Here is a 22,066-nt window from a genome sequence, read left to right as displayed (position 1 = left end):
GTTTAGTTGGCCAGTTTCAGGGCCAGTCTGGCGAGGCGTTCACCGAAGGCCTGGCACAGGGTTTTCTCATGGTCACTCAGGGCCTGCTGTTCACCGGTGCCGGCCCAGTGGGAGGGGCCATACGGTGTGCCTCCGGTGGCGGTCTCGTTGAGCGCGCTTTCGGAATAGGGCAGGCCACACAGTACCATGCCGTGATGCAGTAACGGCATCATCATGGTCAGCAGGGTGGTTTCCTGGCCCCCGTGCAGGCTGCCGGTGGAGGTAAAGGCGCCTGCCGGTTTGCCGGCCAGTTTGCCGTTGAGCCAGAGGTCGCCGGTGCCGTCCAGAAAGTGCTTGAGTGGCGCTGCCATGTTCCCGAAGCGGGTCGGGCTACCCATGGCCAGTCCGGCGCACTCCGCCAGGTCGGCTTTGGTGGCATAGGGGGCTCCCGCATCCGGAACCGGGGGCAGGCTGGCGGCGGTATCCGGGGAAACCGGCGGAACCGTCCGGATTCTGGCTTCTATTCCTGCCACTCTGGCAACGCCGCGACCGATCTGTGTGGCCATCTCGGCGGTCTGTCCGTTGCGGCTGTAGAAGAGCACCAGCACATAGGGAGTTGTTTCTGTCATGGGTAGCCCCGGTAGTCAGAGAATGTCCAGTACGTTTTCTGGAGGCCGGCCGACGGCAGCCTTGCCATTGGCCAGTACAATCGGGCGCTCAATCAGCTTCGGTGTGTTTGCCATGGCACGTATCAGGGCTTCGCGGCTGAGATCCGGGTTGTCCAGCCCTTGTTCCCGGTATTCGGCTTCCTTGGTTCGCATGAGTTCCCTGGGTTCGCAACCAAGCAGATCCAGAATGTGTAGAAGTTCCTGCTCTGTCGGTGGCGTCTCAAGGTAGCGTATAATCACCGGTTCGATGCCCTTTTGCTGCAACAGTTCCAGGGTCTGGCGTGATTTTGAGCACCTGGGGTTATGGAAAATACGGGTAGCTTCTGTCATGGTCGTGGCCGTTTAACCTATTGATTGCAGACTTTTCCGGGGCGTTAGTCTAACAGGAGGATAACCCTTGCAGTACCCTCAGTCTGGGCTCTTTTGTAGTGGCGCACGTTGGCTGGCATGGCCGGTACTCATGCTGATGCTGTTGTTGGTCTCAGGTTGTGAAAAGATCGAGCTGGAACGGGCCGACGGCACCCTGGCCAACTGGAACAAGTACCGCGGCCAATGGGTACTGGTGAATTACTGGGCGGAGTGGTGCAAACCCTGCCTTGAGGAAATCCCCGAGCTGAACGAGTTGGACAAGGCTCCGGATATTGCGGTGCTTGGGGTTAATTTTGATGGCGTTACGGGTGTGCCGCTGGTTGAACTCGGCGAACGTATGGGGATTGAGTTTACCATGCTGGCCTCTGATCCGGGGCCGGGGTTCGGTTGGCAGGTGCCGATGGCGCTGCCTGCCACTTTCGTTGTGGATCCTGAAGGCACCCTGATTGAGGCCCGATTCGGGCCCCAGACCGAAGAAGACATCCGAGCACTGATTGGCGAATGACCATGGCAAACACCTTTGTACACCTGCGCGTTCACTCCGAATACTCCATGGTGGATGGCCTGGTTCGGGTCAAACCGTTGATCAGCCGGGTCGCGGAACTGGGCATGCCGGCGGTTGGCCTGACCGAACAGTCCAACATGTGCTCACTGGTACGTTTCTACAAGGCCGCCATGGGCGCGGGCGTCAAGCCCATTATCGGTGCCGATATCTGGCTGGAGAATCCGGATGAGCCCGAAACCCCGTTCCGGCTGACCTTGCTGGCCCGAGACAACGATGGTTACCTGAACCTGACGGAGATCATTTCCCAGGGCTATACCGAAGGCCAGCGCTACGGCAAGCCGATTGTCCAGAAAACCTGGCTGGAATCCCGTGCCAAGGGCCTGATTGTGCTGTCCGGCGCCAAGATGGGGGACGTCGGCAAGGCCTTGCTGGCCGGGAAGCCGGAACTGGCCAGGGAGCGTGCAGACTACTGGCGAAACCTCTATCCCGACAGTTATTACCTGGAGCTGCAGCGCACAGGGCGGGCCGGTGACGAGGATTGTCTGCACATGAGTGTGGAGTTGGCGGCTGAACTCGGTTTGCCGGTGGTGGCGACCAATGACGTTCACTTCCTTGAGGCGGATGATTTTGAAGCCCACGAAGCCCGGGTCTGCATCGGAGAAAGCCGGACTCTGGACGATCCCAGGCGGGATCGTCGGTTCAGCGACCAGCAATATCTTCGCAGCGCCGAGGAAATGATCGAGCTGTTCTCGGACATTCCGGAAGCCGTGGAAAACACCGTGGAAATCGCCAGGCGCTGTTCGGTGAAGGTCCGGATGGGCGAATACTTTCTGCCTAATTACCCCATTCCGGACGGTATGACCATGGACGAATATTTTCGCCATGTGTCGGAAGAAGGACTGGAAGCCCGGCTGGCGAAGACCCTGAGCAAGGACGATCCGGAGTATGATCAAAAGCGTGAAGAGTATTACAAGCGCCTGAAGTTTGAGCTGGATATCATTATCCAGATGGGGTTCCCCGGCTACTTCCTGATCGTAATGGACTTCATCAAGTGGGCCAAGAACAACGGCGTTCCGGTAGGGCCGGGCCGGGGTTCCGGTGCCGGCTCGCTGGTGGCGTATGCGCTGCTGATCACGGACCTGGATCCATTGGAATACGACCTGCTGTTCGAGCGGTTCCTGAACCCGGAGCGGGTCTCCATGCCTGACTTCGACGTCGACTTCTGCATGGAAGGCCGGGACCGCGTCATCGACTACACCGCCCAGAAATACGGCCGGGAAGCGGTATCCCAGATTATTACCTTCGGTACCATGGCCGCCAAGGCGGTGGTCCGTGATGTGGCCCGGGTGCAGGGAAAATCCTACGGTCTGGCAGACAAACTCTCCAAACTGATCCCCTTTGAAGTGGGCATGACCCTGAACAAGGCGATCGAGCAGGAGCCGCAGCTCAAGGAATTTCTGGAGCAGGACGAAGAAGCCCAGGAAATCTGGGAGATGGCTCTGAAGCTGGAAGGTGTGTGCCGTAACGCCGGCAAGCACGCCGGGGGCGTGGTGATCGCACCCACCAAGATCACCGATTTTTCGCCGCTTTACTGTGATGACGAAGGCGGCAGTCTGGTGACCCAGTTCGACAAGGGCGATGTGGAAGACGCCGGCCTGGTGAAATTTGACTTTCTGGGGCTGCGAACCCTGACCATCATCAAATGGGCACTGAACATGATCAACCCGCGCCGGCAGCAGCGTGGGGAAGGCGAGCTCGACATCAGCGCGATTCCGCTGGACGACAAGCCCTCTTTTGACATGCTCAAGAAAGCAGAGACCACGGCGGTATTCCAGTTGGAATCCCGGGGTATGAAAGACCTTATCCGCCGCCTGCAACCGGACTCCCTGGAAGACATGATCGCCCTGGTCGCCCTGTTTCGGCCCGGTCCGCTGCAGTCCGGCATGGTGGACGACTTTATCGACCGGAAGCACGGTCGGCAGCCGTTGTCTTATCCGCATCCCGATTACCAGTATCAGGGCCTGAAGCCGGTTCTGGAGCCCACCTACGGGGTTATCCTGTACCAGGAGCAGGTCATGCAGATCGCTCAGGTGATGGCGGGCTATACCCTTGGCGGCGCCGACATGCTGCGCCGGGCCATGGGTAAGAAAAAGCCGGAAGAAATGGCCAAGCAGAAAGCCATCTTCCTGGACGGTTGTGAAAACAACGGCATCGACAAGACCCTGGCGGAAAACATCTTTGACCTGGTGGAGAAATTCGCCGGTTACGGCTTCAACAAATCCCACTCTGCCGCATACGCACTGGTGTCGTACCAGACCCTGTGGCTGAAAGCACACTATCCGGCCGAATTCATGGCTGCGGTTCTCACCGCCGATATGCAGAACACCGACAAGGTGGTGACGCTGGTGGAAGAGTGCCGCAACATGAAGCTGGACTTGCTGGTGCCGGACGTCAGCCGGTCCGCTTATACCTTTACCGTTAACGATCAGGGCCAGATTGTGTACGGCCTGGGCGCAATCAAGGGCCTGGGTGAAGGTCCCATCGAGAGCATTGTAGAAGCAGCCAAAGCAGGCCCCTTCCAGGATATCTTTGATTTCTGCCGCCGGGTGGATCTGAAAAAGGTCAACAAGCGGGCCATGGAAGCCCTCATTCGCTCTGGCGCCATGGATAAACTGGGTGCCGATCGCGCCAAGCTGATGGCCAGTATCGACAAGGCCATCCAGCAGGCAGACCAGCAGTCCCGCAACGATGCCGCCGGCATGGTGGACATGTTCGGAGAAATGCTTGAGGGCGGTGGCGACGATGAAGACACCTATGCGGACGTTGCCCACGTTCGGGAGTGGCCGGAGAAAGAGCGCCTGAAAGGCGAAAAGGACACTCTGGGCCTGTACCTTACCGGCCACCCCTTTGATGAATACGAACGGGAAGTGCGTCGGTTTGTCCGTTGCTCAATCGCCGATCTGAAGCCCAACAAATCGCCCCAGCGGGTGGCCGGGCTGGTGGTGGCCCAGCGCACCATGAAGACCAAGACCGGCTCTACCATGTGCTTCATTACTCTGGATGATCGCAGCGCCCGGATTGAGGCTACCCTGTTTTCCGAGGCCTTCTTCGAGAACCGGGAGTTACTGCAGTCGGATCAGGTAATTGTGGTGGAAGGACAGGTCAGCCATGATGATTACTCCGGCCAGATGAAAATGCGGGTCAGCAGCGTGATGGATGTGGCGACCGCCCGTCAGCAGTTCAGCCGGGGTATCAAACTGGCGTTGCGCTCAGAGCAGTTGCAGAATGGACTTCTGGACAAGCTGGACGATACCCTCAGGCCGTTTCGCAGTGAAGGCAGCCCGGTCTGGATTGAGTACCGCAGTGCCGAGGCCAGCACCCGTATTGAACTGGGTGAAAGCTGGCGGGTACAGCCAGACGACACACTGTTGTTCGAGCTGAAGCACCTGGTGGGCGACCAGTCTGTGGAACTGGTCTATGATTAAGACCAATGTCCGCTTTAGCCTTGCCGGCAGCGCTGCTATCTTTGTCCCAAATTCTGGTTTTGGCGGGTTTCGGCCCGCCTGGCAATAAAATGATGGAACATCATGAACCCTAACTACCTGGATTTCGAACAGCCGATCGCCGACCTGGAAGCCAAGATTGAAGAGCTTCGCATGGTGGGTAACGACACCGATATCAATATCACCGACGAAATCAGCCGCCTGAAAAAGAAGAGCATCAGTCTGACCGAGTCGATCTTCTCCGACCTTAAGTCCTGGGACATTGCCCGTCTGGCCCGGCACCCGCGCCGGCCCTATACCCAGGATTATATTGACCTGATCTTCGAGGATTTTGACGAACTGCATGGTGATCGACGCTACGCCGATGATCTGTCGATCATTGGCGGCACTGCTCGCCTCGATAACACGCCGGTCATGATTATCGGCCACCAGAAGGGTCGTGAAGTGCGGGACAAGGTCAAGCGCAACTTCGGGATGCCTCGTCCGGAAGGTTATCGCAAGGCTCTGCGCCTGATGGAAATGGCTGAACGTTTCAAAATGCCGATTCTGACCTTTATCGATACCCCGGGCGCTTATCCCGGTATCGGTGCCGAAGAGCGCGGACAGAGTGAAGCTATCGCATTCAACCTCGCGGTGATGTCGAGACTGAAAACTCCGATTATCTCTACCGTGATTGGCGAGGGTGGTTCCGGTGGCGCACTGGCGATCGGTGTCTGCGACCAGCTCAATATGTTGCAGTACTCCACCTACGCCGTTATTTCTCCGGAAGGCTGCGCCTCCATCCTCTGGAAGAGCGCCGAGTACGCAGCCCAGGCGGCTGAGGCCATGGGCGTTACCGCCGATCGTCTGAAAGAGCTGGGTGTGGCTGATCACGTGATCGATGAGCCGCTGGGTGGCGCTCACCGTAATCCGGAAAAAATGGCGGAAACCCTGAAGACGTCGTTGTCCCAGGGCGTGGCTGAGCTGAGCCGATTGCCGCTGGATGAACTGGTTTCCCGCCGGTACGAGCGTCTTACCCGCTATGACGGCGGGCGGTAACACCGCTCGCCGGGATACCTGGCCCGAGGACCTGATCGGGCCGGTTCAGAAACTTCCCGCCTGTCAGGAACTCTGGGTCGCCCTGAGCGGCGGCCTGGACTCATCCCTGCTTTTGCATGTCGTTGCGGCCGCCTATCCGCGCGTCAGAGCGTTGCATATCAATCATCAGTTACAGTCCAATCACGATCAGACGGAGCGAGCCTGTATCGATCTCTGTGCGGGACTGGGCGTCGAACTCCAAGTGCGTCGAGTGAATGTAGCTACGGGCGCGGGGAGCCTCGAAGAGTCAGCAAGAGCGGCGCGCTACGAGGTCTTCAGGGAGGTTCTGGGAGACAACGACCTTCTACTGATGGCGCACCATGCAGACGACCAGGCGGAGACGGTTCTGTTCCGGCTACTGCGTGGTACCGGTGTAAACGGCCTGGCCGGAATGCCTGTCTCCCGGTCGCTCGGGCGAGGGCATCTCTATCGGCCCTGGCTTGGCGTATCCCGCAGTCGATTGGAGCAGATAGCGCGTGAACAGGAGTTAAGCTGGGCAGAAGACCCCAGCAACCAGAGTGAAGTGCACGACCGTAATTATCTGAGGCACTCGGTAATGCCGGGCCTTAAAAAGCGTTGGCCGGGTTTGTTGAGGCGCCTTGCTCACACTGCACGGGCCTGCGCCGAGAGTGAAACCCTGAGTCAGCGGCTGGCGGAGCTGCAATGGCAGAGTTGCGGCGACGATAAAGGTCGAATCCGCCTGGCCCCGTTCTCGGCACTTGGGCGGATCGAGCGCCGGAACCTGGTACGCTGGTGGATTCATGGCCGGGGATTGCCGGTTCCGGCGCTGTCAGATTGGTGCTCAGCACTCGATCAGTTGCTTCATGCAGGGTCGGATCGAACTCCGGAAATTCGTGGCGACGGGTTCTGTATCCGCCGTTATCGGGATCACCTTTACCTGGTGCCCCAGGTCGCAATCCCTGTGGGTCCCAGGTCCTTGTTGCCGGGGCAGGTCATGGAGTGGGGGTGGTGGACCCTTCGACTTGTGCCTGCTTCGCAGAGCACTACAACGGAAGCCGCCTGTCCGGAAATAAGGGTATCTACGAGGCAGGGCGGCGAGCGAATCCGGTTCGGTAGCAATTTACCCTCCCGATCGCTGAAAACCTGGATGCAGGAGCAGGGCGTGCCACCCTGGGAGAGAGCTGCTCTGCCGCTGGTTTCCGAGGTCACGGCGGCTGGAGAGGCATGGATTGCCATTGGCGATTTGTGGTGTTCTGAACAATACTCCGGAGGCGCCAATGCCGCCGGCTGGCGGCTGATTGTGGAGCGGGATTGTGATTGAGTAGAGAGGGGCTTTCTGGTAGTCTGGCGTCCCATCTTGAGATGAATAATCTCCCTCCTTCACCGAACCAGATAATCACGGAATCTGCATGACGCGTTATATTTTCGTCACCGGCGGTGTCGTGTCCTCATTGGGGAAAGGTATTGCGTCTGCCTCACTGGCAGCCATCCTTGAGGCACGCGGCCTGAAGGTCACCATTCTCAAGCTGGACCCGTACATCAACGTGGACCCCGGCACCATGAGCCCGTTCCAGCACGGTGAGGTTTTCGTCACCGAAGATGGCGCGGAAACCGACCTCGACCTTGGCCACTACGAGCGTTTCATTCGCACTCCAATGACCAAGCGCAATAACTTCACCACCGGCCGGGTGTACGAAGAGGTTATTCGCAAGGAGCGTAGGGGCGATTATCTGGGTGGTACCGTTCAGGTCATTCCGCACATTACCGATGAAATCAAACGCCGTGTGGTGGAAGGCGCAGCCGGTGCCGATGTGGCATTGATTGAAGTTGGTGGCACGGTGGGTGACATCGAGTCCTTGCCCTTCCTGGAAGCCTGTCGTCAGCTGAAGGTGGAAGTAGGCTCCCAGCGTGCACTGTTCATGCATCTGACGCTGGTACCGTACATTGCTACCGCCGGCGAGATCAAAACCAAGCCGACCCAGCATTCCGTGAAAGAAATGCGCTCCATCGGCCTGCAGCCGGATATCCTGCTGTGCCGCTCTGAGCACGAAGTGGACGCAAGCTCCCGTCGCAAGATTGCCCTGTTCACCAACGTGGAAGAGCGCGCGGTCATTCCGATGCAGGATGCAAGGTCCATCTACGCCATTCCGCGCATGCTGCACGAATACGGTCTGGACCAGTTGGTTATCGAACGCTTTGGTCTCGATGCCCGTGAAGCAGACCTGAGCGAATGGGACGCGGTTGTGGATTCACTGATGAATCCGCAGGATGAAGTCACCATCGCCATGGTCGGCAAGTACATGGAGCTGCTGGACGCCTACAAGTCCCTGATCGAATCCCTGCTGCACGCCGGTATCAAGACCCGCACCAAGGTCAACATCAACTACATCGACTCCGAAGACATCGAACGCGACGGCACCTCCGTGCTGGAATCCGCCGATGCCATTCTGGTGCCCGGTGGCTTTGGTGAGCGTGGCGTGGAAGGCAAGATCCGCACCGTACAGTACGCCCGTGAAAACAAGGTGCCGTATCTGGGCATCTGCCTGGGTATGCAGGTGGCGGTTATCGAATACGCCCGCAACGTGGCCGGCCTGAAAGACGCCCACAGCACGGAATTCCGTGAGCACACACCGGAGCCGGTTGTCGGCCTGATCACCGAATGGCTCGATGCCACCGGTGAAAAAGAAGAGCGCACCGAGGAATCCGACCTCGGCGGCACTATGCGTCTGGGGGCCCAGGATTGTGTGCTGACCGAAGGCTCCACCATCGTTGGCTGTTACGGCAAGAAGACCATTCGTGAGCGCCATCGTCACCGTTACGAAGTCAACAACCACTTCCTGCCGAGACTGGAAGAAGCAGGCCTGCAAATCTCCGGCCGCTCTGCCGATGGCAAACTGGTTGAAGTGGTGGAAGCGCCCGATCATCCCTGGTTTGTTGCCTGCCAGTTCCATCCGGAATTTACCTCAACACCCCGCGACGGCCATCCGCTGTTCAAGGGCTTTGTTGAAGCCGCGCTGGCGAACAAGAAAGGATCCTGATTATGGCGCGCAGCAACCTGAACGTCTCGGGCATCGAGATCGCCAACGATAGGCCGTTTGTGCTGTTCGGCGGCATGAACGTGCTTGAGTCCAGGGAACTGGCGTTTGAAGTGGCGGAAAAGTATGTGGATGTCTGCACTCGTCTGGGCATCCCGTACGTATTCAAGGCGTCCTTCGACAAAGCCAACCGCTCATCCGTCAACTCCTTCCGCGGCCCCGGCCTCGACAAGGGGTTGCAGATCCTGGTTGATATCAAGAGCAAGTATGGCGTACCGATCATCTCAGACGTGCACGAGCCCGGCCAGGCTGCCCCGGCGGCGGAAGTCTGCGACATCATCCAGTTGCCCGCCTTCCTGAGCCGGCAGACTGACCTGGTGGTGGCCATGGCCAAAACTGGCGCCGTCATCAACATCAAGAAAGCCCAGTTCCTAGCACCTCAGGAAATGAAGCACATCATCACCAAGTGCGAAGAAGCCGGCAACGACCAGATCATCCTCTGCGAACGCGGCACCAGCTTCGGCTACAACAACCTGGTGGTGGACATGCTCGGCTTTGGCATCATGAAACAGATGAATGTGCCGGTGTTCTTCGACGTCACCCACGCCCTGCAGATGCCGGGCGGTCGGGCCGACTCCGCCGGCGGGCGTCGCGCTCAGGTCACCGACCTGGCCCTGGCGGGAATGTCTCAGGGCCTGGCGGGCCTGTTCCTTGAGGCTCACCCAGACCCGGATAACGCCAAATGCGATGGCCCCTGCGCATTGCGCCTGAGCCAGCTGGAACCCTTCCTTGAGCGTGTGAAAGCTGTCGACGATCTGGTAAAAAGTTTTAAACCTATCGACACCGCCTGATTGGCGGTGTTGGTATTTTGACAGGTCGCATGCCTCATTGTTTTTGGAATGACGGCATACCGTGAACCTTGAGAGCGAGCGACTGGAAGGGCCTGGCGAAAATTTCGGAGGCCAGGGATGGCCGGAGAGAAGCGCACATGGGTGAGGCAAGCGTGTATGAAGCGGAGCTTCATGCGCAGCCGAACGACAGCAATCTGTGATTGCTGGCTGGACCCACTGGTGGGTGCTTGTAGCGGTTTTCGCCAGGCCCTTCCAGTTGATCGCTCCGGCACCATCATTCAAAGCTTGTATAGTGATTAAAAGATAAAATCTGGAGAATCAACCGAATGACCAAGATTGCCAACATCAAAGCCCGTGAGGTTCTGGATTCACGTGGTAACCCCACCGTGGAAGCAGACGTCATCCTGGAAGACGGTACACTGGGCCGCGCTTGCGCGCCGTCCGGCGCCTCTACCGGTTCCCGCGAAGCTCTGGAACTGCGCGATGGTGACGCCTCCCGTTACCTCGGTAAAGGTGTTCGCAAAGCCGTTGAAGCCATCAACGGTCGAATTCGTGACGCCCTGCTGGGTAAAGATGCCGCCGACCAGCGCAGCCTGGACCAGATCATGATCGACCTGGACGGCACCGAAAACAAAGCCAACCTCGGCGCCAACGCCATCCTGGCCGTATCCCTGGCCGCCGCCAAAGCCGCTGCCACCTCCCTGGGCAAGCCACTGTATGAGCACATCGCCGATGTAAACGGCACCTCCGGCAAATTCTCCATGCCGGTGCCGATGATGAACATTCTCAACGGTGGTGAGCACGCCGACAACAACGTCGACATCCAGGAATTCATGGTCCAGCCGGTCTCCGTGAACAGCTTCGGTGAAGCCCTGCGCGTTGGTGCCGAAATCTTCCATAGCCTCAAGAAAGTGCTGAAGGCCCAGGGCCTGAATACAGCCGTAGGCGACGAAGGCGGTTTTGCCCCCAACCTGCCGTCCAACGAAGCAGCCCTGGCGGCGATCAAGGAAGCCGTCGAGAAAGCCGGTTATGAACTGGGCAAAGACGTCACTCTGGCGCTGGACTGTGCCTCTTCCGAATTCTACAAAGATGGCCAGTACCAGCTGTCTGGTGAAGGCAAGAGCTTCGATTCCGAAGGCTTTGCCGATTACCTGTCCGGCCTGTGCGACCGTTACCCGATTGTGTCCATCGAGGATGGTATGGACGAGAGCGACTGGGACGGCTGGAAAGTGCTGACCGACAAACTGGGCAGCAAGGTTCAACTGGTCGGGGATGACCTTTTTGTCACCAACACCAAGATTCTGAAGCAGGGTATCGAGAAGGGCATTGGTAATTCCATTCTGATCAAGTTCAATCAGATCGGTAGCCTGACCGAGACTCTGGATGCCATCAAGATGGCTCAGGATGCTGGCTACACGGCGGTCATCTCTCACCGTTCCGGCGAAACCGAAGATACCACCATTGCGGATCTGGCCGTGGCTACCTGTGCTGGCCAGATCAAGACTGGTTCTCTGTGTCGTTCCGACCGGGTTGCCAAGTACAACCAGCTGCTGCGTATTGAAGAGGCGCTGGAAGGCAAGGCACCATACCGTGGCCTGAGCGAAATCAAAGGTCAGGGTTGAGGATTAGCGACGTTTTCTGACCTGCCGGTCCATTCCGGCAGGTAACAAAATGTTAAGGCCATCGCGTTCTGAATGAAAATTCAGACACGATGGCCTTTTTGTACAGTGACTTACAGAAAATTGTTGCTAATCTACTATAAGGTCTATACTTGACCCTCGACTCGTTTATTTTGTTGTTCATTTTCTGTACGGATTCGGCATGAAATCGCTTTGGGCCATTCTGGTAGTGCTGATACTCCTGCTGCAGGTTCGCCTGTGGATCGGGGAGGGCAGTTTTGCGCAGGTGTGGGCCCTGGAGCAGTCGATTGCCGAGCAGCGGGAAGAGAATGCCGAGTTGGCGGCCCGGAATGACCGGCTTTATGCGGAGGTGCGGAATCTTCGCAATGAGCAGGGCGCCGTTGAGGAGCGGGCCCGGATGAATCTTGGCCTGATTCGTGAGGATGAGACGTTCTTTCTCGTTGTTGAAAATTGATTTCAGACCCGGGTGGTGCGAGCGCCGGGGAGTGTCTCTCCGGGAACCGCTACAAGCACATCCATGTGCGCTTCTCTCAGGCCATCCCTGGCCTTCGAAATTCCCGGAGAGACACTCCCCGACGCTCACCTGACCTTTGAAGTGCCGTCCCATGAAAAATGCAGATCTTTGGCTTATTGTCCCCGCCGCCGGTATCGGCCAGCGCATGAACGCCGAATGCCCCAAGCAATACCTCAAAATCAATAACCGTTTCATCCTGGATATCACCCTGTCCCGTTTGTTGGACAACGCCCCGTTTAAAGGTTGTATGGTGCCGCTGAATCCGAAGGACCACTGGTGGCCGGAGAGTGAGTCGGCGAGGGATGATCGGGTGCAGACCTGTACTGGGGGCAAAGAACGGGCGGATTCGGTGTTGTCGGCTCTGGTAGCCCTGGAGGGGCAGGCGGCGGATAATGACTGGGTGCTGGTACATGATGCGGCGCGGCCCTGTGTTCATTCTGAAGATCTGTCCCGTCTGATTGAGACCTTGTCTGAGCATCCGGTGGGTGGTTTGCTGGCTGCGCCGGTGGCGGACACGTTGAAGCTTGCCGAGGCCGGATCATTGCCGGTGGTTAGTGAGACCATTGACCGGAGCAGGTTGTGGCGGGCGTTGACGCCGCAGATGTTCCGGTTCGGAGCGTTAAAACAGGCGTTGTCATTGTGTCTGGAACGTGGCCAGGCGATTACGGATGAGTCCTCTGCCATGGAGTTTTCCGGTAACATGCCGGTTCTGGTGGAAGGGCGCCCGGATAATCTGAAGATTACGGTCCCCTCGGATCTGGCGCTGGCGGAGTTTATCCTCGGGCGTCAGTGATTCCCTGCATTCTGTTCTGTTTTCGGAGATGATCATGCGCATTGGTCAGGGCTTTGATGTCCATGCCTTCTGTGAGGGCGATTCTGTCATTCTTGGGGGTGTGACAATTCCCCATAGCCACGGTCTCATGGCGCACTCGGACGGGGATGTTCTGTTGCATGCGCTTGCGGATGCGCTGTTGGGTGCGGTGGCGCTGGGTGATATTGGCCATTTCTTTCCGGATTCCAGCGAGGAGTGGGCCGGCGCAGACAGCCGGGACTTGTTGCGGCGGGTGATGCAGCGGGTGCTGGATGAGGGTTACGCGGTTACCAATATTGATACCACAATCATTGCCCAGGCGCCGAAAATGGCGCCCCACATAGAGGCGATGCGGATGAACATTGCCGAGGATCTGGGCGTGCCTGCTAATCGGGTGAGCGTGAAAGCCACCACCACAGAAAAGCTGGGTTTTACCGGGCGAGGGGAAGGCATTGCCTGTCAGGCGGTGTGTCTGCTTGAGGCGGTTTCCCAGTGAGTGAGGATTCTCAGTGGCTGTTGGACTGGCCGGTGTCTGGCGGAGCCCGGGTTGGTCGTGCTGAACTGAAAACGTCGCCAGAGGATTTCCGGGTTACGGAGTTGCTCTGGCCGGAGCGGGAGGACGATGCCGCGGCGCCAGGTCCGGTTGAGGTATCCGGCGACGGTGAGCACCTTTGCCTGCGGCTGGAGAAAACCGGTGACAATACCGAGTACGTCGCCCGGGAGCTGGCGGCACTGGCGGGCTGTCGTTCTTTCGATGTTGGTTTCTGTGGCCTGAAAGATCGGCATGCGGTGACGGTTCAGTGGTTCAGTCTTTATCGGCCTGGCCAGGAAGCGGACGATCAGGCGTTGATGGCAGAGGTTGGCCAGCGTTGGCCGGTTCGGGCCGCGGTTCGCCATTCCCGCAAACTGAGGCGCGGCGATCATCAGGCCAATGGTTTTGAGATTGTGCTGCGCAATGTGACGGGCCAGCGCGAGCTTGTGGAAGCCGGGCTTGCGCGGTTGGCGAGTCAGGGCGCCCCCAATTATTTTGGCCCCCAGCGGTTCGGTTTTCAGGGAGCGAATCTCGACCGTGCTGTACAGATTGATCCCTCACGGCTCAATCGCAAGCGCGGACGCGCTGGCAGAAGCGCGTCGAAAAACGTATTGTACTTTTCGGCGGCACGTTCCTGGCTGTTCAATCAGGTACTTGCGGAGCGGGTCAGCAATCGAACCTGGACTGAGGTGTTGCCGGGAGAGCCGGAACCCTCAGGTGCCGGGCCAACCGGACCACTGTGGGGCGATGGCGGTACGCTGGCCTCGGGCGAGCAGGAATCCCTTGAGCGTGGCGTGGTGGATGCCTGCCCGGAGTTGACCAGGTTGTTCCAGTCCACCCGCATGAAACCGGAGCGTCGCCCCCTGGTAGCCCGCCCGGGAGAGTTCAAATGGCAGTGGCTGGATACCACCACCCTGCGGATTCAGTTTGTGTTGTTGCCCGGGCAATATGCCACAACGGTATTGGGTGACCTTTTCGAGCTTGAGGACCTGAGCCTCAGCCGTGATAACAAGTAGTTTGGCTAGCGGAGATAATTGTGCGAATTCTGTTGTCCAACGACGATGGCGTTCATTCGCCGGGTCTGGTGGCGCTGTATGAGGGTCTGAAGGGCCTCGGGGAGCTGGAAGTTGTTGCCCCGGACCGGGATCACAGTGGTGCCAGTAATGCCCTGACACTGAACCGACCTCTTACAGTAGAGCAGCACCCCAATGGTTTCCGGTCTGTCGACGGAACGCCGACAGATTGCGTACACCTGGCCGTTAACGGTTTGTTCGACACGGCGTTTGATCGGGTGGTGTCGGGCATCAATACCCACGCCAATCTTGGTGATGACATCATCTACTCGGGCACAGTGGCTGCTGCTACAGAAGGGCGCCATCTGGGGCTGCCTGCCATTGCTGTATCGCTGGTCAACAATGGCCACTTCCATTACGACACGGCTGCCCGGGTAGTGCGGCTGTTGCTGGAGTACAAGCAGGCCCTGAAACTGGGCCCCCGTTCCATTCTCAATGTAAATGTGCCGGATCTGCCCTGGGAACAGCTTAGCGGGTTCCGCGTGACCCGTCTGGGACACCGTGAACGGGCCGAGGGTGCGGTGCCGATGACCTGCCCGAGAGGCAAGCAGAGATACTGGATAGGGGCAGCGGGGCAGGGCGGAGATGCAGGCCCGGGTACGGATTTTCATGCGGTGCGTGAGGGCTATGTGTCCATCACCCCGGTGCACATCGATATGACCCGGCACGAAGCCTTGTCCGGCCTCAGGGAATGGGTTGACGGTCTGGATATGACTACCGGAGGTCAGTCATGACGGCCCAGCTCGAAGGCATCGGCATGACCTCACGGCGCACGCGCATGCGTCTGGTGCAGCGTCTACGTGAGGGGGGAATAGAGTCTGACCGGGTGCTTGAGGTGATTGGCCAGGTGCCCCGGCATATCTTTCTGGACGAAGCGTTGTCACACCGGGCCTACGAGGATACCTCGCTGCCCATCGGGCATGGCCAGACTCTTTCCCAACCCTACATCGTCGCCCGGATGACTGAGCTGTTGCTGGCCCATGCGCCGCAACGAGTGCTGGAACTGGGGACCGGCTCCGGCTACCAGACGGCCGTGCTTTCGCAACTGTTCCCCGAGATCTACAGTGTTGAGCGTATCCGCCCGCTCCAGGATCGCGCCCGGGACCGGCTGCGCCAGTTAAACGTGCGCAATGTCCTGCTTAAACATGCGGATGGTGGTATGGGCTGGCCAGAACGAGGGCCCTTCGATGGCATCATCGTAACGGCAGCCCCGGTGGAAGTTCCCAGAGAACTGCTGGATCAGCTGGCCGATGGTGGCGTGCTGATAGCCCCGGTGGGGGAAGAGAATCAGGTGTTGGTTGAGATTATCCGCAAAGGCAATCGCTTTGAGCGCCACAACCTTGAACCGGTGCATTTTGTGCCTTTGTTGGGTGGAGTTATCCGTTAATGTCAGAACCGTCGGTGTCGGAAACAGACCAGAACCAGACTGAGTATCATCATCGCCTGCCTGCGATATTTCTGAGGGGCATGGCGATGGGGGCCGCGGATATTGTGCCAGGTGTTTCCGGTGGCACCATTGCCTTCATCACCGGTATCTACTTCCGCTTGCTGGAGGCCATCAGTGCCGCGCCCGTAGCCTTTGTGCGCCAACTGGTGCGGGGTAATGTGGCCGGCTTCTGGCGAGCCATCGACGGAACATTTCTGGTGTGCCTGCTGGCGGGGATTGTCTCGAGTGTTGCCAGTCTGGCCTCTGTTATTACCTGGTTGCTCGAAACCCAGCCGGTTCTGATATGGAGCTTCTTTTTCGGTTTGATCGTGGCCTCGGTCTGGCATGTTGGTCAGCAGATCCAGCGCCCTCGGGCCGGTTTGCTCGTGCCGTTTGTGGCGGGGGCTGTCTTTGCCTGGTGGGTGACGACCTTGCCGGCCAGTGAACTTGCGCCCACGGGTATTGCCTTCCTTGGAGCTGGCGCGCTGGCCATCTGCGCCATGATTCTGCCCGGAATCTCTGGCAGCTTCCTGCTGTTGATTATCGGCATGTACGCCCCCGTTCTTGCCGCGATCAAAAATCTTGAACTGATCCATCTGGGGCTGTTTGTGCTGGGTTGCCTGATTGGGTTGTTGTCGGTTGCGCGCCTGATTACGCTGGCCTTTCGGCATTTTCACGACACTGTGTTAGCGCTGCTCACCGGCTTTATGGTGGGCGCCTTGAGTAAGGTTTGGCCCTGGCAGGAAACCCTCAGCTGGCGTACCAACAGTGCCGGGCATCAGGTACCGTTGAGCCAGACCCCGGTGACACCGGAAACCTGGACAACGCTTTACGGGCAGGATCCCCAGATTCTGCTGGCGGTGTTAATGGCGGCGCTCGGGCTGGCGTTGGTATTAGTGATTGAATTGGCCGGCAAAAAGGCAACGCCTGCGGAGAGTGGTTCTGCCTGAGCAAGAGAAAGCGTTACCTGGCGCACAAAAAGACTGTTCCCGAGGGTAACAATCCTGTGCACAGGGTAACTTGGAATTGCCCGATAATCGTGCAATATATTAGTAAGTTAGTCCTGAATGATAAGAAACTGGATAAAATCAGGGCTATTCTTAAGACGGATTTTTCATAACCGGGCAGCTTTTAATACGTGACTCTTTTTAACGGGCGCATTCAATTTGAGCATTTCCCCGTTTGGTGGTCTGAAGTCCCGGCTTCTGAGCGCCGGAGCCCTCCATTGTTCCGGGCCCTCATGACGGCGCTTCTGGTCGTCGCCGTGCTTGTGCTCTCTGGCTGCAATACCAGTGCAATCTATCAGGACGATCTGTATAACCCCCCGGTTTACTGGGGCTCCCATGTGGTCAAAAAGGGCGAAACCCTGTATCGGATCGCCTGGCAGTACGGCCGGGACTATCGGGAGCTGGGTAATGCCAATGGCATCGGGCCGCCCTGGAATATTCGTCCGGGGCAGGTGCTTCGACTCGATCGCAAGGGCACGATCCCCCGGACCGCGCGGACGACCGCGCCCTCCAGACCCGCGGCATCACCACCCCCTTCCCGTTCAGGTGCAGGCGCGACGGTGTCGAAACCGGCTGCCAAACCCGCGACCTCCGCTCCGACGGCCAGGTCATCCGGTAGTCAGGTGGTGGCCAATGTGCGGTGGCACTGGCCGCATTCTGGCACTGTAATTGCAAACTTTTCTTCGTCTGGCAAAGTCAATAAAGGCATTGATATCGCCGGCAATCCCGGTGATGCTGTCAAGGCGGCGGCTGATGGAAGCGTGGTGTACGCAGGAAACGGGTTGCTAGGTTATGGCAATCTGATTATCGTGAACCATAACGAACATTATTTGAGCGCCTACGCACACAATCGGAAAATTCTCGTAAAGGAAGGGGAGGGTGTGAAAGCTGGACAGGTAATCGCCGAACTGGGCAATACCGGAACCGACAAACCGAAGTTGCATTTCGAGATACGCAAGAATGGCAACCCGGTAGATCCATCCAGGTATTTGCCAAGGCGCTGAAAAACGCGCACGGGCCCGAGGCCCGCAGGGTATTACCCAACAGCCTGACTGAAACCGCGAAACAGAAGAACAAAAACGGCAACGGTAATTGCCAGCCAACAAGTAAATGTCCTGAAGAAAACCAAAACTGAAACACTCCCGGAATAAAAAGAAGTAGTGGGTGACAACAGGATTATTGAGAGGCGGGGTAAACAATGTCAGTAGAACAGGAAGATATCATCATTGATCGCGTAGCAGATCTGGAAGACGCCGACGATCAACTGTTAGCCGAAGACAAGCCTGAAAAAGCTTCTGCTGAAGACGAAACTGCAGAAGTCGAAGACGGATTTCCCGCACAGGGAAAGTACTACTCCAACCAGAAGCAGCTGGATGCCACTCAGCTGTACCTCAACGAAATTGGTTTTTCTCCCCTGCTTACTCCGGAAGAAGAGGTGTACTTCGCGCGGCTTGCCCGTAAAGGCGAAGAGAGCGGCCGTAAGCGCATGATCGAGAGTAATCTCCGGTTGGTGGTCAAGATTGCGCGCCGCTACGTCAACCGTGGGCTGACACTGCTTGATCTGATCGAGGAAGGCAACCTGGGGCTGATTCGGGCGGTTGAGAAGTTCGATCCCGAGCGTGGATTCCGTTTCTCCACCTACGCTACCTGGTGGATTCGCCAGACCATCGAACGAGCCATCATGAACCAGACCCGCACCATCCGTCTGCCGATTCATGTGGTCAAGGAATTGAACCTGTACCTGCGGGCCGCCCGTGAGCTGACCCAGAAACTGGACCATGAACCGACCGCGGAAGAAATTGCCCGCATGGTCGACAAGCCGGTTGACGACGTAAAACGCATGCTCGGCCTCAACGAGCGCGTTGCCTCCATGGACACTCCGATCGGGGCTGGCAGTGACAAGTCCCTGATGGATACCGTGGCCGATGAGGGCGCGTCGGATCCTGCGGATCTGCTGCAGGACAACAACATGTGTTCATGCCTGGAGAAGTGGATTGATCAGCTCAGCGACAAACAGCAGGAAGTGCTTTCCCGCCGTTTCGGGCTGAGGGGCTATCCCATCAGTACCCTGGAAGAGGTTGGCCAAGAGATTGGCCTGACCCGGGAAAGGGTGCGGCAGATTCAGGTGGAAGCCTTGCGTCGCCTGCGGGAGATCCTTGAGAAAGAGGGATTGTCCGGAAGTCTGCTGTTCAAATAGACTGGATTGACGAGATCAGTGAAAAAGCCGGCCATGGAAACATGGTCGGCTTTTTTGTTAAATGTGGCGGCAAATGAGAACCAGGTGGCGATCAGCCCGCAAAGTTCGTTGTTAGAATGGGCCACCGGGCAGATCTAGGGAGTCGCCCTGGTGTCGAATGAAACACTCAATAATAACGATCGAAAGGAAAGGACTATGAAGAAGGCTCTTACTGCAGGATTTGCATCCCTTTTGCTAACCGGTGTTCTGTCAGCCCCGGCTTCCGCCCTGACCGTAGGGGACGTCGATGTGCCCGATACCTATTCTGCCATGGGGCAGGAACTCAAGCTCAATGGCGCCGGCACCCGTTCCAAGTGGTTTATGGATCTTTATGTGGGTGGTCTCTATGTACCTGAACAGGTGAGCGATGGCGAAGCGGTTATCAACGCTGATGAGCCCCAGGCCATCACGCTGCACATTACCTCGGGGATGATCACCAGCGAGCGCATGACTGAGGCGACCATGGACGGCTTCAAGGCATCCACCGATGGTGACCTGTCTGCTATCCAGTCGGATGTGGACCAGTTCATGGCGGTATTCCAGGAAGAGATCACCGAAGGTGATGTGTTTGATCTGGTTTACCTGCCCGGCGAAGGCGTTCGCGTACTCAAGAACGGCGAGCAGAAAGATACCGTTGGTGGCCTGGAGTTCAAGAAGGCGCTGTTTGGTATCTGGCTGTCAGACAAGCCCGCCCAGGAAGACCTGAAAGAGAAAATGCTGGGCCAGCGTTGATCGCAACCCGGACCTGAAAAAGCCGGCATTCGCCGGCTTTTTTGTTCCTGTCAGTTCGCTTTCAAGACAGTTTACTGGTAGTCCCGCTTTTGCTTGAATTCGCACAGATCCTCAATTATGCAGGCGCCACATTTCGGCTTTCGGGCTGTGCAGGTATACCGGCCGTGCAGGATCAGCCAGTGGTGAGCGTCCATCAGGAACTCTTTCGGCACCAGCCTGACCAAGCGTTTCTCGACTTCCAGTACATTCTTGCCCGGCGCGATACCGGTACGGTTGGAGACCCGGAAAATGTGGGTGTCCACGGCCATGGCTGGCTGCCGGAACGCTGTGTTCAGCACCACATTAGCCGTTTTACGGCCGACGCCGGGCAAGGCTTCCAGGTCTTCCCGCCGGGCCGGGACTTCACTGCCGTGTTTCTCGATCAGAATGCGGCAGGTCTTGATCACATTCTCGGCCTTGCTGTTAAACAGGCCGATGGTCTTGATGTATTCCTTCAGGCCGTCAACGCCCAGGGCAAGAATGGCCTCGGGCGTGTTCGCTACCGGGAACAGCTTGTCGGTGGCCTTGTTCACGCCTACGTCTGTGGCCTGAGCGGAGAGAATGACCGCAATCAGTAGCTCAAATGGCGTGCTGTAATTGAGCTCTGTGGTCGGATTGGGGTTAGCCTCCCGCAACCGGGAGAAAATCTCGGTACGTTTTTCTTTGTTCATGCTGGCCCGATCTGGTTCAGGAAATAGTGCCGGTTACGCGCACCCGTTTGCTACCTGTGCTGGCCGGAGCGGGTTCGGCGGCTTTTCTGCGTTCTTTGAGGTGATTGTCGATGCCGTTCTTCAGGGCAATCAACAACCCGAGGCCCATAAAGGCGCCCGGTGGAAGCACCATGAACAGCATGTCGGGGTACTGTTCGAACGGCCGGATGACCCAATCCGCCGCCATGGGGCCGAGGAGCAGGTGCATGTCGGCGAACAATGTGCCCTGGCCGATCAGTTCCCTCATAGCGCCCAGGGTCATCAATACCGCAAGGAAGCCGATCCCCATCATGGCGCCGTCCAGAATGGCGGGTAACGGTGGATTCTTGGAAGCAAAGGCATCGGCACGGCCAAGAATGGCGCAATTGGTAACGATCAGCGGGATGAAGATGCCGAGAATCTGGTACAGCTCATAGGTGAACGCTTGCATCAGCAGTTCGGCGCAGGTTACGAACGAGGCAATGATCATGACGAACGCCGGCAGTCGAACGGATTCGCTGACGAAGTTCCGGATAAGGGAGACCGACAGGTTTGAGCCCATTAACACCAATAGTGTGGCCAGGCCCAGGCCGATGGCGTTGACGACCGTGCTGGTGACGGCAAGCAGCGGACACAACCCGAGAACCTGCACCAGGGCAGGGTTGTTGTGCCAGAGGCCGTCCTTGATGATTTCGCTGGACGTTTTCGTGCTCATGATCAGGAGTGCTCCGCTGGTTGAGTATCGGCGGCAATGGCTTCCGGAGACAGGCGGCGCTTACCGGGCTCCGGGGGCGCGTTCACCCGTTCGCGGATGATCTCACGGTTCTGGCGAAAATAGACCAGGGTTTTCTGTACCGCTTTCACCACCGCTCTCGGAGTGATGGTGGCTCCGGTGAACTGGTCGAAGATGCCACCGTTCTTCTTCACGTTCCAGGCGTTGGGGGCAGGGTTACCGAGAGACTTCCCGTCAAACGCATAGATCCAGTCAGACTTGCGGGTTTCGATACGATCGCCAAGCCCCGGTGTTTCCTTATGGCTTGTGACCCGAACGCCCAATACCCGGCCTTGAAGATCCAGGCCAACCAACAGGCGGATATTACCGGAGTAGCCGTCTGGTGCCACGGTGGGCAGTATCATGCCGATAGGCCGGCCGTCTTTTCTGGCAACCCAGGCCCGCACGGGGCCTTCAGCGGGTAGCCGCTCGCTGGCAGGCAGGGTGACCACATCTCTCAGCAGGTCATTATCATGCTGGCTTTCCGGAATAATCTCGAACAGTGCCCTGGCCTCGGCGCGGGCCGCCTGCTCCTGAATCCGGTCTTTGGTCAGCCCCTGAGTCAGGGCAATCGTGCCGCCGGTAATAATGGCAAACAGGCCCAGGCCGATTGCGCTTCGACGGATGGCGGTGGTTACTGCACTCAT

22 protein-coding genes are annotated in these 22,066 nt (G+C 58.0%); 17 read left to right on the top strand and 5 right to left on the bottom strand.

What is annotated here, in order from left to right; genetic code table 11:
* Positions 1-2: 2 nt before the first annotated feature.
* A complete protein-coding gene (wrbA, locus tag MARHY_RS11295; protein WP_014421924.1) occupies positions 3-608 on the bottom strand; it encodes an NAD(P)H:quinone oxidoreductase in 606 nt (201 codons plus the stop codon).
* A gap of 15 nt (positions 609-623) precedes the next feature.
* Entirely contained in the window at positions 624-977 is a 354-nt protein-coding gene (gene arsC / locus MARHY_RS11290; RefSeq protein ID WP_014421923.1) for an arsenate reductase (glutaredoxin), read from the bottom strand.
* A 67-nt stretch (positions 978-1,044) separates the two neighbouring features.
* On the opposite strand from arsC, the gene MARHY_RS11285 reads away from it, so the two are divergent.
* The 17 genes from MARHY_RS11285 (at position 1,045) to MARHY_RS11205 (ending at position 19,919) form a co-directional block, all read left to right on the top strand.
* Positions 1,045-1,521 (top strand): TlpA family protein disulfide reductase, encoded by a 477-nt coding sequence (locus MARHY_RS11285; RefSeq protein WP_014421922.1) that lies wholly within the window; start codon positions 1,045-1,047, stop codon positions 1,519-1,521.
* A gap of 2 nt (positions 1,522-1,523) precedes the next feature.
* Complete coding sequence (gene dnaE / locus MARHY_RS11280; RefSeq protein WP_041655546.1) at positions 1,524-5,006, top strand: DNA polymerase III subunit alpha; 3,483 nt, start codon at positions 1,524-1,526, stop codon at positions 5,004-5,006.
* A 102-nt stretch (positions 5,007-5,108) separates the two neighbouring features.
* Positions 5,109-6,062: an acetyl-CoA carboxylase carboxyl transferase subunit alpha gene (gene accA, locus MARHY_RS11275; protein ID WP_014421920.1), complete on the top strand. Its 954-nt coding sequence runs from the start codon at positions 5,109-5,111 to the stop codon at positions 6,060-6,062.
* Positions 6,046-7,383, top strand: coding sequence for a tRNA lysidine(34) synthetase TilS (tilS, locus tag MARHY_RS11270; RefSeq protein WP_014421919.1), 1,338 nt, complete (start codon positions 6,046-6,048; stop codon positions 7,381-7,383). Before accA ends, tilS begins: the two co-directional genes overlap by 17 nt.
* A gap of 88 nt (positions 7,384-7,471) precedes the next feature.
* On the top strand, positions 7,472-9,100 hold the full coding sequence (gene pyrG, locus MARHY_RS11265; RefSeq protein WP_011784435.1) for a CTP synthase: 1,629 nt from the start codon (positions 7,472-7,474) through the stop codon (positions 9,098-9,100).
* A gap of 2 nt (positions 9,101-9,102) precedes the next feature.
* Positions 9,103-9,948 (top strand): 3-deoxy-8-phosphooctulonate synthase, encoded by an 846-nt coding sequence (gene kdsA / locus MARHY_RS11260; protein ID WP_014421918.1) that lies wholly within the window; start codon positions 9,103-9,105, stop codon positions 9,946-9,948.
* Between the two features lie 326 nt (positions 9,949-10,274).
* Positions 10,275-11,570 carry a phosphopyruvate hydratase gene (eno, locus tag MARHY_RS11255; protein ID WP_014421917.1) on the top strand — a complete coding sequence of 432 codons (1,296 nt, stop codon included), beginning with the start codon at positions 10,275-10,277 and terminating at the stop codon, positions 11,568-11,570.
* 199 nt (positions 11,571-11,769) lie between these two features.
* Complete coding sequence (locus MARHY_RS11250; RefSeq protein WP_011784438.1) at positions 11,770-12,042, top strand: septum formation initiator family protein; 273 nt, start codon at positions 11,770-11,772, stop codon at positions 12,040-12,042.
* Between the two features lie 151 nt (positions 12,043-12,193).
* The gene (gene ispD, locus MARHY_RS11245) at positions 12,194-12,895 is read left to right on the top strand and encodes a 2-C-methyl-D-erythritol 4-phosphate cytidylyltransferase (RefSeq protein ID WP_011784439.1); all 702 of its coding nucleotides are present in this window, start codon (positions 12,194-12,196) and stop codon (positions 12,893-12,895) included.
* Positions 12,896-12,929: 34 nt separating this feature from the next.
* Complete coding sequence (gene ispF, locus MARHY_RS11240; protein ID WP_011784440.1) at positions 12,930-13,409, top strand: 2-C-methyl-D-erythritol 2,4-cyclodiphosphate synthase; 480 nt, start codon at positions 12,930-12,932, stop codon at positions 13,407-13,409.
* Positions 13,406-14,461: a tRNA pseudouridine(13) synthase TruD gene (truD, locus tag MARHY_RS11235; RefSeq protein ID WP_014421916.1), complete on the top strand. Its 1,056-nt coding sequence runs from the start codon at positions 13,406-13,408 to the stop codon at positions 14,459-14,461. Before ispF ends, truD begins: the two co-directional genes overlap by 4 nt.
* 20 nt (positions 14,462-14,481) lie before the next feature.
* A complete protein-coding gene (surE, locus tag MARHY_RS11230) occupies positions 14,482-15,252 on the top strand; it encodes a 5'/3'-nucleotidase SurE (RefSeq protein WP_014421915.1) in 771 nt (256 codons plus the stop codon).
* A complete protein-coding gene (locus MARHY_RS11225; protein ID WP_014421914.1) occupies positions 15,249-15,905 on the top strand; it encodes a protein-L-isoaspartate(D-aspartate) O-methyltransferase in 657 nt (218 codons plus the stop codon). The genes surE and MARHY_RS11225 overlap by 4 nt, the downstream gene beginning before the upstream one ends.
* Positions 15,905-16,894: a DUF368 domain-containing protein gene (locus MARHY_RS11220; protein ID WP_014421913.1), complete on the top strand. Its 990-nt coding sequence runs from the start codon at positions 15,905-15,907 to the stop codon at positions 16,892-16,894. Before MARHY_RS11225 ends, MARHY_RS11220 begins: the two co-directional genes overlap by 1 nt.
* A gap of 290 nt (positions 16,895-17,184) precedes the next feature.
* Complete coding sequence (locus MARHY_RS11215) at positions 17,185-17,955, top strand: peptidoglycan DD-metalloendopeptidase family protein (RefSeq protein ID WP_041655545.1); 771 nt, start codon at positions 17,185-17,187, stop codon at positions 17,953-17,955.
* Positions 17,956-18,149: 194 nt separating this feature from the next.
* Positions 18,150-19,148: an RNA polymerase sigma factor RpoS gene (gene rpoS / locus MARHY_RS11210; protein ID WP_011784446.1), complete on the top strand. Its 999-nt coding sequence runs from the start codon at positions 18,150-18,152 to the stop codon at positions 19,146-19,148.
* Between the two features lie 195 nt (positions 19,149-19,343).
* Entirely contained in the window at positions 19,344-19,919 is a 576-nt protein-coding gene (locus MARHY_RS11205) for a chalcone isomerase family protein (protein WP_011784447.1), read from the top strand.
* Positions 19,920-19,990: 71 nt separating this feature from the next.
* Here MARHY_RS11205 and nth read toward each other — a convergent pair whose 3' ends face one another.
* The 3 genes from nth to rsxG are packed head-to-tail and all read right to left on the bottom strand — an operon-like array spanning position 19,991 to position 22,066.
* Positions 19,991-20,629: an endonuclease III gene (gene nth / locus MARHY_RS11200; RefSeq protein WP_014421910.1), complete on the bottom strand. Its 639-nt coding sequence runs from the start codon at positions 20,627-20,629 to the stop codon at positions 19,991-19,993.
* 16 nt (positions 20,630-20,645) lie between these two features.
* On the bottom strand, positions 20,646-21,362 hold the full coding sequence (locus MARHY_RS11195; protein ID WP_014421909.1) for an electron transport complex subunit E: 717 nt from the start codon (positions 21,360-21,362) through the stop codon (positions 20,646-20,648).
* A gap of 2 nt (positions 21,363-21,364) precedes the next feature.
* Positions 21,365-22,066 carry an electron transport complex subunit RsxG gene (gene rsxG, locus MARHY_RS11190; RefSeq protein ID WP_041654822.1) on the bottom strand — a complete coding sequence of 234 codons (702 nt, stop codon included), beginning with the start codon at positions 22,064-22,066 and terminating at the stop codon, positions 21,365-21,367.

The organism is Marinobacter nauticus ATCC 49840 (assembly GCF_000284615.1).
In the GTDB taxonomy this organism is placed as follows: Bacteria; Pseudomonadota; Gammaproteobacteria; order Pseudomonadales; family Oleiphilaceae; genus Marinobacter; species Marinobacter nauticus.
Note: the sequence above shows the minus strand (reverse complement) of the source record. Positions and strands in the feature narration are given on the sequence as shown.